We start from the raw sequence: 14,247 nt of genomic DNA, 5'->3' as shown, positions 1-14,247 counted from the left end.
ACCCCGTCAGGCGTCGGGCTTCTCAGACTTCGGGCGGCGGCCTGTGGCGGATATGGCCGCGCAAAAGCCGCGGCGCGATCAGCCCCGCCCCCATCGCCACCATCGCCGCGATCAGCGCGAAGCCTCCGAAGGCGGGCATCAGCGCCTCCCCCTCCCACATCGCGCGGCCCAGCGTGAGCGCGAAGCCCACCGCCATCAGCGCGGCGACCCCGGCCAGAACGCCGCGCAGCCGTACGACCCGCACGCCGTGACGCACCGCCTGTACCTGCCGCCCGAAATCGAGCTGCACCGCCAGCACCGCAGGCACGACCAGCAACACGATCACCATCCCGAAGCCCAGACCGTAGACCAGCGTGATGACGGTGGATTTCAGGAACAGCGCCGAACTCGACTGTTCGTAAAGTAGCGGCGCGAGGCCCAGAACCGTCGTCAGCGTCGTCAGCAGCACCGGGCGCAGACGATCCGAGACCGCGTCGACGATCGCGGGCACCATGCCGCGTCGTTCGGCATATTCGTCCACCGTTGAGATCAACACGATCGCGTCGTTGATGATGATCCCCACCATGCCGATTCCGCCTACAACGGCGAACATCGACATCGGCAGGTTCCAGATGTAGTGACCCCAGATCGCGCCGACCGCGCCGAAGGGGATCACCGACATCACCACGATCGGCCGGGTCCAGCTCGCGAAGATCCACGCCAGCACGATGTAGATGCCGATCAGGCACATGATCAGGCCCATCATGGCGTCGCTCAGGAAGTCGCGCTCCTGCTCGGCCTGCCCGGTGAGCGTATAGGCCACGCCGCGCTCCTCGGCGATGCGGGGCAGGATGTCGTCGCTGATCCGCGCCATGATCTCGTTGGCCCGCGCCGGGTCGTCCTCGGAGACATCGCCGGTGACAGAGACCTGCCGCACGCCATCCTCGCGCCGGATCGTCGAGAAGCCCGTCTGGCTGCGCACCGAGACGATATCGGCCAGCGGCACCCATTCGCCGCCCGGTGCGCGCAACTGCATCCGGTCGATGAAATCCGCAGCTAGTTCCTGCTCGGGAAGCTCCACCCGGATCGTGGCCGAGCGCACCCCGTCGGGGAAGCTCGCAGCCTCGGTGCCGTTCAGGCGCGCGCGCAATTCTCGGCTCAGCGTCGCGATATCGAAGCCCAGCGCCTCGCCCTGTGGTGTGAGATCAAGGATCAACTCCTGCTTGTCATAGGCGAGGTTGTCCTCCACCGCCGAGACTTCGGGGAATTGCGCAAGCTGCGTCTTCAGGTCTTCGGCGGCCTCCTTCAGGATGCGCGTCTCGCTACCCGAGAACTGGACCGCGATACCGTCCCCTGCCCCGCCGGAGCGGAATCGGCGGAAGCTGATCTCCTCGACCAGCGGCATGCGCGGCGTTTCGGCCTGCAGTCGCGAGACGAAGTCGAAGCTGGAATAGGGCCGGTAATCGGGGTCGATCACCTCGATGGAGATCGAGCCGAGAAGATCGGCATCCTTGGTATCGGCAGAGGCCAACCCGCGCCCCGACGCGCCACCGATCTGTCCCAGCGCGTATTCGACCGGGTTCACCCCGTACTCATCCTCGAACTTCTTCGCGACCTTGGTGACGGTCGCCTGCATCGCGCGCATCATCTCTTCGGTGTCGGCCCGCGTCGCGCCCTCGACCATCGAGAAGGCGCCGTTCACCGTCGATTGTTCCGGCGGGTTGAAGAAGCGCCACTGAACCTTGCCCGACATCACGAAGCTGACCTGCCACAGCAGAAGCGCAATCGCCGCCGCGATCACCGGGTAGCGCCCGATGACGATGAGGCGGGTCAACGGCTTCATCACCACGCGGCGGAACCAGTCGAGGCCTCGGTTCGCCTGCCGCGAAGGCCAGTCGTACCATTTGCCCTCGGAGGTGTGGCGCAGCGCGTGGCTCATATGGTTGGGCAGGATCACGAAGCACTCGATCAACGAGGCAGCAAGCACCGCGATCACCGTGTAGGGAATATCGACGATCATATTACCCATGCGCCCGCCGATCACGGTCAGCCCAGCGAAGGCGATCACCGTGGTCAAGGTCGAGGCGAAGACCGGGGCGGCCATGCGCCGCGCGCCATTCTCGGCGGCGAGCGTGGGATGCTCTCCCAGATGGCGGGCGCGGAAATCGGCATGCTCGCCCACCACGATCGCATCGTCGACGACAATCCCCAGCGTCAGGATGAGCGCAAAGATCGAGATCATGTTGAGCGTCATCCCGGTGAAATACATCACCGCCAGAGCCGCAGCCATCGAGGTCGGGATCCCCATCGCCACCCAGAAGGCCGTGCGCGCATTGAGGAACAGAAACAGCAGCACCAGCACGAGGCCCAGCCCCAGTACCCCGTTGCCCACCAGCAGATCGAGGCGCTGCGTGATCGCGTCGGAGCGCGTGCGCACCAGATCCATCGAGGTGCCCGCCGGCAGCGTCGGCTGCATCTGGTCGATCACGCCTTCGACCTTGCGCTGGATCGCGATCGCATCGCCCGCCGCAGAGCGCGCGACATTGATCACCACCGCCGGATTGTCGCCGACGAAATAGGCCTGATTGCGGTCCCCGCCCTCGACCCGGATATTTGCGACGTCGCCCACGGTCAGCTGCGAACCGTCCGGTTCGGTGCGGATCACCAGGTTCTCGATCTCGGGGGCGGAGCGGCGCTCTTCGCCCGTGCGCACCCGCGTGGCACCGCCCGCCACTTCGCCCGCCGGATCGGTATTCGCCTCGGCGGAGATCACATCGATGATCTGCGTCAGCGTCACGTCATGGGCCATCATCGACACGGTCGGCACTTCGACCACCGTCTCGGGCGCAGCGATCCCGGCGAGCGAGGTGCGCGTGACCCCCTGCTGGTAGAGCCGCACGACCGCCTCGTCGCCCAGCCGGCCCAACTGCTCGGGGGAGAGCGGCCCGGTGATCACCATGTCGGTCACCGTTTCGCGCCAGACGCCGCGTGCGACTTCCGGGTCTTCGGCCCCCTCGGGCAGATCGCCTGCCGAGGCCAACGCGTTCTCGACATCGTTCACCGCGCGGGACATGTCCCAGCCGGGTTCGAAATCGAGACTGATCCGCGCCGAGCCTTCCGAGGCTCGGCTGTCCGAGGCTTCCACCCCCTCGACCGAGATCAGTGACGGCTCCAGCACCTGGACGATGGCCCGGTCGACCTCCTCCGCGCCAGCGCCGTCCCATTTCACCGAGACGGTGATCGATTCCTCGACCGAGTCCGGGAAGAACTGCGCGCGCATCCGCGGCAGGGCAACGAGCCCCGCGCAGATCATCACGACCAGCACGATATTCGCCAGCGTCGCGTGGCGGGTGAAGAGGCCGATCAGCCCGCGGGCGGGCGGCAATTCGCGTGGATCGAGGTCGGAGCGCATCTCAGCCTCCGATCCGGGATTCGAGCTTCTCGACGGTGGCGACGGGCACCTCGTCCTGCTTCAGCTCGGCAAGGAACCGCTGCTTGGCAGTATCAGGCATAACTTTGTTGGTTTCGACGAAGCTTACCAGCTTGGCGCGGCGCTCGGGATCGAGATTGATCGTCTCCGGTCCGGAGGCCGCCTGCGACTGACTGGGGCGCATCGGACGCAGCTTGATTCCACGGCCCAGAAGCGGCGTGCGCTCGGCGACGATCTCGGTGCCGGGCGCGAATTCAGCGCGGATGATGACGGCGTCGCCCTGCCGGCGCAGCACGGTGACATCGGCGGTTTCCAGACGGTCTTCCGGGCCGAGCACGAGAACCGTGCCATCCGCATCGACCGCCGCGGCGGGAATCTCGGCGACATTCTCGAGCGCGGGCTCCTCCAGACGGACGGTCACGAAATCGCCCGGACGCAGATTGCCCAGACCGTCGGTGAGACGCGCGAACAGCAGGCGCCCCGTCACCCCGTCATCGACCGCCGCCGACACGCGCGAAAGCTCTGCCTTGGCGGTCAGCGTCTCCTCGCCCGCGACCAGCTCCACCCCCGCGGGTAGATCGCGCAGCGCGCCCCGCGCGTCGATCAGGCGCGCAAACTGCGCGGTGGAGACGCGGAAGGCGATTTCCAGCGCGTTGGGGTCGATCAGCTTGCCCAGCATCTCGTTATTCGACACCAGCCCACCAGCGACCGCGTTCACCTCGGCCAGTCGCCCGGAAAATTCGGCGCGAATCTCGGTATCGGTCAGTTTCCGGTCGGCTTCGGTCAGGCCGATCTTGGCGCGGGTCAGCGAGGTGCGCGCGGTATCGAGCTGCGCCTGCGCAGTCGACAATGCCGAGCGGCGGTTCAACACCGCCTGATCGGCCGCCGAGGCCGCCAGTTCCGAAGTCTCCAGATTGGCAGCAGAGCCCACCCCGCGCTCAGACAGCGAGCGCTGCCGGTCGAGCGCCTTGAGCCGCAGATCGGCTTGCCGCTGCGCCGCCGTCACGTCGTCCCTCGCGATGGTCAAAGCGCGCTCGGCCTGCGCAAGCGCGGCTTCGGCCTCGGCCACGGTCGCAGCCGCGCTGTCGCGCGCCGCCTGCGCCTCCGCCGGGTCCAGCTTGACCAGAAGCGCGCCCTTCTCAACCTCCGCACCATCCTCGAAATCGGGGGCAAGCTCGACGATCGTGCCTGCCGCCGAGGCGCGCAGTTCCAGCTCGCGGATCGAGCGCACCTCGCCATAGGCGGTCAGCACGGGCGACATCGTCTTGAAGGTGACCGGGATCACATTGGCAGCAAAAATCCTTTCGCGCGCAGTGGGCGCACGCCCGCTCTCGGCATTGCGGGCCTGCATCGCCTGAAAGATCGAGAAGCCGCCCATCGCCAGCAGGCCTACGGTCAGCGCCAAAAGAAACAGCCCCATCAGGGAGCGGGTGAGAAAGCGCATGGCATCTCCGATCAGTCATCAGTGGCGCGGGCGCTCGCGATTGCCCACGGTCGCGCGATTTCCATGTTACCTTGCCGAAATAGGCGCAGGGAATGGTTATCTCTACGCGTCACGGGGCCGCGTCCGTCACTTTTTCACGAAAGCGCGACCGTTTGGCGCGGTTTACACCTGATCGAGACGGGCGCGGATTTGCAGCAGATCCGCCCATGCCTCGCGCTTCGCCGCCGGATTGCGCAGCAGGTAGGCCGGGTGGGCCATCGGCAGCGCAGGCCGCCCGAAGGCCTCGGCCCATGTGCCCCGCAGCCGCAGAATGCCGCGTTTGCCCAGCGCCGCCGCACAGGACGCATTGCCCATCAGAACGATCAGGTCAGGATCGGCCAGATCGACATGGCGGGCGAGGAATGGCAGCATCTGCGCGATCTCGGCAGGCGCGGGGTCGCGATTGCCCGGCGGACGCCAAGGCAGGACATTGGTAATATAGAGCGCCGCCTCGGCATCGGGCGATTGCCGCGAGAGACCGATCGCGCCGAACATCTTGTCGAGCAGTTGACCGGCACGGCCTACGAAGGGCAGGCCCTTCTGGTCCTCTTCGCGCCCCGGCGCCTCGCCGATGATCATAACCCGCGCGGCAGGCTTGCCGTCGGCAAAGACCGTGTTGCGCGCGCCGAGCTTCAGATCGCACATCTCATAGGCGTCGATTGCGGCCCGCAGAGCTTCGAGCGTCTCGGCCTTGCCCGCCGCATCACGCGCGACCACGACCGGATCGGGGCCCTCGATCTTTGCCATCTGCGCCACCGGCGGCAAATCCCGGTCCGCCACGGGCGCAGCCTCGGGCGTCTTCGCCTTGGCCTGCGCGGATTTATCGGGCAGCGCATAGCAGTCGACCGGCGTGTCACCGATGACGGTGTCGACGCCCATTTCCAGCTGCCATTCGAGGGCGGCCAGAGCAGCGTGATAGTCGATTTCCGGGGTCGGCTGAGTCTCCATTGCGCGACCCTACCCCATGGGCGCTGCGACGGTAAAGCGGCTGGACGCCCGCCCCCCCGTTTGCCATAAGCGTCGCAGTCTAACCGGAGCATCGCGCAATGGCTTTTCGCCCAAGGCACCTGCTGGGGATCGAACATCTGAGCCCCGAGGATATCCTCACCGTTCTCGACCTAGCCGAACAATATGTGGATCTGAACCGTCGCACGGTGAAAAAGACCGACGCGTTGGCCGGGATGACCGCGATCAACATGTTCTTCGAGAATTCGACGCGGACCCAATCCAGTTTCGAGCTTGCGGGCAAGCGGCTCGGAGCGGACGTGATGAACATGTCGATGCAGACCTCTTCGGTAAAGAAGGGCGAGACCCTGATCGACACCGCACTGACGCTGAACGCGATGCATCCCGATCTGCTGGTGGTGCGGCACGGCTCGTCCGGCGCGGTCGATCTGTTGGCGCAGAAGGTCGAATGCGCGGTGATCAATGCGGGCGACGGCAAGCATGAACACCCCACGCAAGCGCTTCTCGACGCGCTGACGATCCGGCGCGAGAAGGGCCGGATCAAGCGCCTCACGGTCGCGATCTGCGGCGATGTCGCTCATAGCCGGGTGGCGCGCTCCAACCTGATCCTCTTGGGCAAGATGGAGAACCGCGTACGCCTCGTGGCGCCGCCGACGCTGATGCCCTCGGGCGTGGGCGAATTCGGCTGCGAAGTCTATCACGACATGCGCGAAGGCCTGCGCGACGCCGATGTGGTGATGATGCTGCGGCTTCAGAAAGAGCGGATGGATGGCGGCTTCATCCCGTCGGAGCGCGAATATTTCCACCGCTACGGGCTGGATGCCGAAAAGCTCGCCTATGCCAAGGAAGACGCGATCGTCATGCATCCGGGCCCGATGAACCGCGGCGTGGAGATCGACGGCACCATCGCCGACGACATCAACCGCTCGGTCATTCAGGAACAGGTCGAGATGGGCGTGGCGGTGCGCATGGCGGTGATGGACCTCTTGGCGCGCAACCTGCGGGCAGAGCGCGGGCGCGCTTTGACGGAGGGTACCTATGTCTGAGATCAAGCGCGACGAGGTTCTCAACTACCGCCCCGGCCCCGAAAGCGAATTGCCGCTGGAAGAGGGCGAGAAAGTTCTGGCCGTCTTCACGGCGGACAAGAAACGCTACTGGACCGACCATGCGGTTCTGGCGGTGATCGGTGCGGTGCTGGTCTCGGCGGTGCTGTTCTGGCTCGGCAAACCCGATCAGGTGGTGATCGCGAGCTTCGCCATCGTGGTCGGCATGGCTGCCCGCGGGCTCTATTTCCGCTCGGAGGCCTTCGCGCGGCGCTGGCAATTGACCGACCGCCGCCTGATCGGACCACAGGGCAAACAGGTGATGCTGCTGCAGATTGACGCGGTGCGCTCGCTGATGGGCGACGTGCAGGTCGTGACGAAAAGCGGCGACAAGCATCTGATCCGCCACCTCGCCGATGCAGGCCCGGTGGTGCGCGAAATCGAGAGCGCGCGGGCCGCGCGCAAACTGGTGGCGAAGTGAGGCACGAAGCATGACCCTTTTCCTCGAAAACGCCCGCCTGATCGACCCCGAGGCACTGACCGAAACTACCGGAAACGTGGTGATCGACGGCGACCGGATCGCGGCGATCGGCGACATGTCCGCGCCCGCCGATGCCGAGGTGATCGATTGCCGCGGCAAATGCCTCGCGCCGGGGATCGTCGATCTGGGTGTGAAGATCGGTGAGCCGGGCGAGCGCCACATGGAAAGCTTCCGCACGGCGGCGCTGGCGGCCGCAGCCGGGGGCGTGACCACCATCATCGCCCGTCCCGACACGCAGCCTGCCATCGATAATCCCGAGACGCTGGAATTCGTCACCCGCCGTGCAGCGGATGCGCCGGTGCGTATCCTCCATATGGCGGCGCTGACCAAGGGCCGCGGCGGGCAGGAAATGACCGAGATCGGCTTTCTGAAAGATGCCGGCGCCGTGGCTTTCACCGATGTTACGCGCGTCTCGGATCAGACCAAGGTGCTGCAACGCGCCTTCACCTATGCGGCCCATCTGGGCGCTCTGGTGATCGGCCATCCGCAGGAACCGGTCCTGTCGAAAGGCGCCGCCGTCACCTCGGGCAAATTCGCCTCACTGCGCGGTCTTCCCGGCGTGTCCCCGATGGCGGAGCGGATGGGGCTCGACCGCGATCTGGCGCTGGTGGAGATGACGGGCCTCGCCTATCACGCCGACCAGATCACCACCGCGAAGGCCCTGCCCGCGCTGAGCCGTGCGAAGGCGGCGGGGCTTGATGTCACCGCCGGGGTCTCGATCCACCACCTGACGCTGAACGCGCTCGACGTGGGCGATTACCGAACCTTTTTCAAACTGACGCCGCCGCTGCGCGACGAGGAAGACCGGCTCGCGGTGATCGAGGCGGTGGCGGACGGAACGATCGACGTGATCTGCTCGCTCCACACGCCCGCCGACGAGGAATCCAAGCGCCTGCCCTTCGAGGAAGCGGCCTCTGGCGCGGTCGGGCTAGAGACGATCCTGCCTGCTGCGATGCGCCTGTATCATGCCGGTCAGCTGACCCTGCCGCAGCTCTTCCGGGCGATGTCGCTGAACCCGGCGATGCGGCTCGGACTGCCGCAGGGGCGGCTTTCCGAGGGAGCTCCGGCAGACCTCGTGCTCTTCGATCCGGACGCGCCGTTCGTGCTCGACAGGTTTAAATTGCGCTCAAAATCGAAGAATACCCCCTTCGATACTGCTCGAATGGAAGGCAAAACGCTTGCCACATTCGTCGCAGGGGTGCAGGTTTATAACAACAATAACGACTCATAAATGAGGCGAGGGCAGGCACATGCCGGGAATTGAGAACGGGTCCGCATGGCTCGGGCTGGTGGCTGCACTGGGCTACCTGCTCGGATCCGTGCCCTTTGGGCTCGTTATCACCAAGCTTTTCAAACTGGGCGACCTGCGCAAGATCGGCTCCGGGAATATCGGCGCGACGAACGTCCTGCGCACCGGAAGCAAGAGCGCGGCGCTCGCGACCCTGCTCCTCGACAGCGGCAAAGGCGCGATCGCGGTTCTCATCGCGCGCTATGTGCTGGGAGAAACCGCCGCACAGGTGGCGGGCGCTGCGGCCTTCATCGGTCATATCTACCCGGTCTGGCTGCGCTTTCAGGGCGGCAAAGGGGTCGCGACCTTCCTCGGCACGATGATCGCGCTGGCCTGGCCTGTGGGTCTCGCGACATGCGCCGTCTGGCTGGTGACCGCGGTGGTAACGCGGATTTCCTCGCTCGCAGCACTTGTTTCGGCGGCGGCGACGGTACCGTTGGCCTATTTCCTCGGCTATCGCGAATTGATGATGCTGGCGGCGGGCCTGTCGGTGCTGATCTTCTGGCGCCACCGCACCAATATCGCACGCCTTGCAATGGGCACGGAGCCGAAGATCGGCAAGAAGACCTGAGCCACCTCAGACGTGCTGGCCCGCGTTCACCTCGATCTCGGTGCCGGTGACGTAGCTCGACGCGTCCGAGCACAGGAACCAGATCACATCCGCCACTTCCGACGGTTGGCCGAGCCTTCGCAACGGCAGGTTCTCGACGATCTTCTCGGTGCCGGGGCTGAGGATCGAGGTTTCGATCTCGCCCGGCGCGATCGCGTTCACGCGCACGCCGAGCGGCCCGAAATCATGCGCCATTTCGCGCGTCAGCGCCTTCAGTGCCGCCTTCGACGTGGAATAGGCCGCCCCCGCGAAAGGATGCACCCGCAGCCCGGCGATGGAGGTCACGTTGACCACAGCCCCCTGCGCCGCCGACAGTTCCTCGACCAACCCGCGCGCAAGCACGATGGAGGCGAAGAAATTGACGTGGAACACCTGCCCCCAGGTACGCAGATCGGTGTCGAGCGTATTGAGCCGCTCGCCCTCGGGCCCTTTGGGCGAAATCCCGGCATTGTTCACCAAGGCATGCAGCCGCCCGTCGATCCGGCTGCGAATATCTGCGATCGCGTCGATCACCTCGTCGGGCTTCGAGAGATCGACCTGAATGTGGTCTTCGCGGCCGCCGCCCCACGGGCATTGCTCGGGAAACGGTTGGCGCGAACAGGTAATCACGCGCCACCCCTCGGCTGCGAAACGTTTCACCGTGGCGTGGCCGATCCCGCGGCTCGCCCCTGTCAGCAGCATTACTTTGCGATCGTCCATCACTCGAACTCCCCGTCAGCGCGTTCCCGACCCTAGTCGGTTTTGGTCCGAGCGCAACGGCCCCGATTGCACCCTTCCAAACCCGGCGCGAACGGTCTAGCAAGATGGGATCACCCTGCCCGAGGACCAGCCAGATGAGAAAGCAGACCATGGATCGTGACTGGATTGCCACCGCCCGCACCCTCTCCGAAGCCCTGCCCTACCTGCAACGCTATTCCGGCGCCGTGGTCGTGGTGAAATTCGGCGGAAACGCGATGGGCGACGAAGAGGCGATGGCCGATTTCGCCCGCGATATCGTGCTGATGCGCCAGGTCGGCATCTTCCCGGTCGTGGTGCATGGCGGCGGGCCGATGATCAACGAGATGCTGGGCAAGCTCGGCATCGAGAGCCAGTGGGTCCGCGGCAAGCGCGTCACCGACAAGGCGACCGTCGAGGTGGTCGAGATGATCCTCTCGGGCCTCGTCAACAAGCGCATCGTGCAGGCGATCAACGATCAGGGCGGTCGTGCCGTCGGTATCTCGGGCAAGGACGACGACCTGATGGTCTGCGAGGCGGACGACCCGGAACTCGGTTTCGTCGGTCGTCCGGTCGAGATGAACGTGCAGGTGATCCGCGACCTCTACAACGCGGGCATGATCCCGGTGATCGCCCCGGTCGCGACCGGTATGGCCGATAACGAGACATTCAATGTCAATGGCGACACTGCGGCTGGCGCCATCGCGGGCGCGCTGCGCGCCGATCGCCTGCTCCTGCTGACCGACGTAGCGGGCGTCAAGAACAAGGCCGGCGAAGTGGTGACGCAGCTGACGCCGGAAGACGTCACAGCGATGATCGCCGATGGCACCATCGCGGGCGGCATGATCCCCAAGGTCGAGACCGCGCTGAAAGCGGTCGAAGAGGGCGTGCGCGCGGTTGTCATCGTCGACGGGCGCGTTGCCAATGCCTGCCTGCTGGAACTCTTCACCGAACATGGGGCGGGCTCGATGATCCGCTCGACCGAGCCGCGCGTGAAACCGCGCGGTGAGTGAGACGCCGCCGGTGACTTTTCCGGCGATCGAGCCGCTCGCGGAGGCGCTCGCCCCGCATCGGCTGTTCGTATCGGGGCTGCTGCATGAGGGCAGCGAGACGATCGCGCTGATCTCCCCCGACGAGCCGGGGTTTTGGGCGCATGTTACCGCTCAGCCGGAATTCGCCGAGGACGTTCTCGATCCTCTGGATCGCTGGTCGGCACGGGTGATCGGCGCCATCGCACGGCAATTTGAAGCCCGCGCGCTTTTCCCCTTCACCGGTCCGCCCTGGCAGCCATTCATAAGCTGGGCCTTGAAAGGCGGACAGAGCTTCGCCTCGCCGGTCCACCTGATGTGCCATACCCATATGGGCCTCTGGGCCTCGGTACGGGGCGCGCTGGCCCTGCCCGGCTTGCTTCCGCTGCCCGCAGCCGCAGCCAATCCCTGCCTCGGTTGCCCCGCGCCCTGCGCCACCGCCTGCCCGGTCGACGCGCTCACGGCGGACGGTTACGACACGGCAAGCTGTCACGCGCATCTCGACCGCCCCGAGGGTGCGACCTGTCGCGATCTCGGCTGCCTTGCAAGACGCGCTTGCCCGGCAGGTGAAAGCTATGGCAGGCTGCCCCAGCAATCCGCATGGCATATGAGGCAGTTTCACCCATGACCCCGCTCGGCTATCGCCGCCTGATCCTGACCCGTCATGCGAAATCCAGCTGGGATGACCCGGCGATGGAGGATCGTGACCGCCCGCTGAATGGGCGTGGCCGAGCCGCCGCGCTGGAACTCGGCGATTTCCTCGCCTCGCGCGGGTTGGAGCCGGAAGAGGTGCTCTGCTCCTCGGCCACCCGCACCCGCGAGACGTGGGACCGGGTCGAACGCGCGGTGATCGAGACGCGGCCGCAGGTGAGCTATGTCGAAGACCTCTACCACGCCGCCCCCGAGATGATGCTGCAGGTACTGCGCACCGCCTCCGCGCCGACGGTGATGATGCTGGGCCACAACCCGGGCATCGCGGAATTCGCCCACCGCCTGCCCGCGCGCGCCCTGCACGACCCCGATTTCCGCCGTTTCCCCACCTGTGCCACGCTGATCGTCGATTTCCAGATCGACAGCTGGGACGAGGTGCAGCCGGGACAGGGATCGGTGCTCGATTTCTTCACGCCGACCCGGCGCGGCTGATCGCGGCATTTCTCTCCCATGATCGTGACGTCGGGACACGGTTTTCTGTGGCCAGTCGCGCGCCGGTGCCCTATCTCTCGGGCGTAATCATCACAGGAGGGTTTCCATGTCCGCTCAAACGCCGAAACGCATCGCCGTCACCGGGGCTGCCGGTCAGATCTGCTACGCGCTGCTGTTTCGCATCGCCAAGGGGGATGTCTACGGTCCCGATCAACCGGTGATCTTGCAGCTTCTCGACCTGCCGCAGGCGCTCGACGCGGTGCGCGGCGTCGTGATGGAACTGGAAGACTGCGCTTTCCCGCTGCTCGCAGGGACAGTCGTGACCGATGACCCGGTGACCGCCTTCACCGATATCGATGCCGCGTTCTTCGTGGGCTCGCGCCCCCGCACCAAAGGCATGGAGCGCCGCGACCTGCTGTCGGCCAATGCCGAGATCTTCCGCGTGCAGGGTGAAGCGCTCGACAAGGCTGCCAAGCGCGACGCGAAATGCGTGGTCGTCGGCAATCCGGCCAACACCAACGCGATGATCCTCGCGGCCAACGCGCCGAACTTCCCCACCGAGAACATCACGGCGATGATCCGGCTCGACCATAACCGCGCGCTGACCCAGTTCGCGTCGAAAGCCGATCTGCATGTCGACGACATCGAGCGCTTCGTGGTCTGGGGCAACCACTCGCCCACGATGTTCGCCGATTGGACCGAAGCCGAAGCGAAGGGCCGCAAGCTCTCCGAGATTATCGGCGACGAGACCTGGTATCGCGAAACGCTGATCCCGCAGGTCGCCACCCGTGGCGCGGCGATCATTGAAGCGCGCGGCGCCTCCTCGGCCGCCTCCGCCGCGAATGCCGCGATCGATCACATGCATGACTGGATCCACGGCACCGATGGCAAATGGGTGTCGATGGCCGTGCCGTCGACCGGCCTCTACGGCATCCCCGAGGGGCTGATGGTCGGTCTGCCGGTGATCTGCAAGGATGGCCATTACGAGCGCGTCGAAGGGCTCGAGTTCAACGACTTCCAGAAAGAGATGATGGCACGCACCGTCGGCGAACTGGAAGAAGAGCGCGAAGCGGTTTCCGACCTGCTTTAAATCAGACCCGAATATAGAACAGGGGCGGCACGATTATTCGCGCCGCCCCCTTTTTAATTCTTCGCCTTGGCGGAAATATCCCACGGGGGTCTGGGGGTATGCCCCCCCCCAGCCTCTGCCCGCAGCCTTGGCTCAGTGCCCGAGGATCTGGCTCAGGAACTGCTGGGTCCGCTCGGATTTCGGGTTGTTGAAGAAGTCATGCGGGTTGTTCTGCTCGACGATCTGACCGTCGGCCATGAAAATCACCCGGTTCGCCACCGCCTGCGCGAAGCCCATCTCGTGGGTCACGCAGAGCATGGTCATCCCCTCTTCGGCCAGCTCGATCATCGTATCGAGCACTTCCTTGATCATCTCCGGATCGAGTGCCGAGGTCGGTTCGTCGAAGAGCATGATGCGCGGCTTCATGCACAGCGAACGCGCGATCGCCACACGCTGCTGCTGGCCGCCCGAGAGCTGGCCGGGATACTTGTCCGCCTGTTCGGGGATTTTCACCTTCTCGAGGTAATGCATCGCCGTCGCTTCGGCTTCCTTCTTGGGCGTCTTGCGCACCCAGATCGGGGCCAGCGTCAGGTTCTCGAGGATCGTGAGATGCGGGAAGAGGTTGAAGTGCTGGAACACCATGCCGACTTCCCGGCGGATCTTGTCGATGTTCTTCAGGTCGTTGGTCAGTTCGATTCCGTCGACGATGATCTTGCCCTGCTGGTGTTCCTCGAGCCGGTTGATGCAGCGGATCAGCGTCGATTTCCCCGAGCCGGAGGGCCCGGCGATGACGATGCGCTCGCCGCGCTGCACGGTCAGATCGATGTCGCGCAGCACGTGAAACTGGCCATACCACTTGTTCATGTTCTCGATCTGGATCGCAACCTCGTCGGAGACCTGCATGTGGCTGCGGTCGACCTGACGTTCGAAATGCGGTTCGGTCATTGTGTCTA

General features: G+C 65.4%; 13 protein-coding genes. 8 read left to right on the top strand and 5 right to left on the bottom strand.

The window, feature by feature from the left end; all coding sequences use genetic code 11:
• Positions 1-22: 22 nt before the first annotated feature.
• The 3 genes from B6V76_RS16300 to B6V76_RS16290 form a co-directional block, all read right to left on the bottom strand.
• Positions 23-3,391, bottom strand: coding sequence for an efflux RND transporter permease subunit (locus B6V76_RS16300; RefSeq protein ID WP_088727932.1), 3,369 nt, complete (start codon positions 3,389-3,391; stop codon positions 23-25).
• Position 3,392: 1 nt separating this feature from the next.
• Positions 3,393-4,853, bottom strand: a complete 1,461-nt coding sequence (locus tag B6V76_RS16295; RefSeq protein ID WP_088727931.1) for an efflux RND transporter periplasmic adaptor subunit — start codon at positions 4,851-4,853, stop codon at positions 3,393-3,395.
• Positions 4,854-5,015: 162 nt separating this feature from the next.
• On the bottom strand, positions 5,016-5,840 hold the full coding sequence (locus tag B6V76_RS16290) for a uracil-DNA glycosylase (RefSeq protein WP_088727930.1): 825 nt from the start codon (positions 5,838-5,840) through the stop codon (positions 5,016-5,018).
• 98 nt (positions 5,841-5,938) lie between these two features.
• Between B6V76_RS16290 and B6V76_RS16285 the strand changes: the two genes are divergently transcribed.
• The 4 genes from B6V76_RS16285 to plsY are packed head-to-tail and all read left to right on the top strand — an operon-like array spanning position 5,939 to position 9,301.
• Entirely contained in the window at positions 5,939-6,904 is a 966-nt protein-coding gene (locus B6V76_RS16285) for an aspartate carbamoyltransferase catalytic subunit (protein WP_075775967.1), read from the top strand.
• Positions 6,897-7,382, top strand: a complete 486-nt coding sequence (locus B6V76_RS16280) for a hypothetical protein (RefSeq protein WP_077701094.1) — start codon at positions 6,897-6,899, stop codon at positions 7,380-7,382. Before B6V76_RS16285 ends, B6V76_RS16280 begins: the two co-directional genes overlap by 8 nt.
• A 10-nt stretch (positions 7,383-7,392) precedes the next feature.
• Positions 7,393-8,673 carry a dihydroorotase gene (pyrC, locus tag B6V76_RS16275; RefSeq protein ID WP_088727929.1) on the top strand — a complete coding sequence of 427 codons (1,281 nt, stop codon included), beginning with the start codon at positions 7,393-7,395 and terminating at the stop codon, positions 8,671-8,673.
• A 19-nt stretch (positions 8,674-8,692) separates the two neighbouring features.
• Entirely contained in the window at positions 8,693-9,301 is a 609-nt protein-coding gene (plsY, locus tag B6V76_RS16270; protein WP_075775965.1) for a glycerol-3-phosphate 1-O-acyltransferase PlsY, read from the top strand.
• A gap of 6 nt (positions 9,302-9,307) precedes the next feature.
• Here plsY and B6V76_RS16265 read toward each other — a convergent pair whose 3' ends face one another.
• The gene (locus B6V76_RS16265; protein WP_075775964.1) at positions 9,308-10,039 is read right to left on the bottom strand and encodes an SDR family oxidoreductase; all 732 of its coding nucleotides are present in this window, start codon (positions 10,037-10,039) and stop codon (positions 9,308-9,310) included.
• Between the two features lie 149 nt (positions 10,040-10,188).
• Between B6V76_RS16265 and argB the strand changes: the two genes are divergently transcribed.
• From argB to B6V76_RS16245, 4 genes are all read left to right on the top strand, one after another.
• Positions 10,189-11,067, top strand: coding sequence for an acetylglutamate kinase (argB, locus tag B6V76_RS16260; protein ID WP_075775963.1), 879 nt, complete (start codon positions 10,189-10,191; stop codon positions 11,065-11,067).
• Positions 11,060-11,710, top strand: coding sequence for a ferredoxin (locus tag B6V76_RS16255; protein WP_240497883.1), 651 nt, complete (start codon positions 11,060-11,062; stop codon positions 11,708-11,710). Before argB ends, B6V76_RS16255 begins: the two co-directional genes overlap by 8 nt.
• Positions 11,707-12,225 carry a histidine phosphatase family protein gene (locus tag B6V76_RS16250; protein ID WP_075775961.1) on the top strand — a complete coding sequence of 173 codons (519 nt, stop codon included), beginning with the start codon at positions 11,707-11,709 and terminating at the stop codon, positions 12,223-12,225. Before B6V76_RS16255 ends, B6V76_RS16250 begins: the two co-directional genes overlap by 4 nt.
• A 106-nt stretch (positions 12,226-12,331) precedes the next feature.
• On the top strand, positions 12,332-13,315 hold the full coding sequence (locus B6V76_RS16245; protein ID WP_075775960.1) for a malate dehydrogenase: 984 nt from the start codon (positions 12,332-12,334) through the stop codon (positions 13,313-13,315).
• A gap of 132 nt (positions 13,316-13,447) precedes the next feature.
• Here B6V76_RS16245 and B6V76_RS16240 read toward each other — a convergent pair whose 3' ends face one another.
• On the bottom strand, positions 13,448-14,239 hold the full coding sequence (locus B6V76_RS16240) for an amino acid ABC transporter ATP-binding protein (RefSeq protein ID WP_075775959.1): 792 nt from the start codon (positions 14,237-14,239) through the stop codon (positions 13,448-13,450).
• Between the last annotated feature and the right edge of the window lie 8 nt (positions 14,240-14,247).

Origin of the sequence: Thioclava sp. IC9 (assembly GCF_002213225.1) — a bacterium.
Taxonomy (GTDB): Bacteria; Pseudomonadota; Alphaproteobacteria; order Rhodobacterales; family Rhodobacteraceae; genus Thioclava; species Thioclava nitratireducens.
This window is presented reverse-complemented; position numbering and strand designations above follow the sequence as displayed.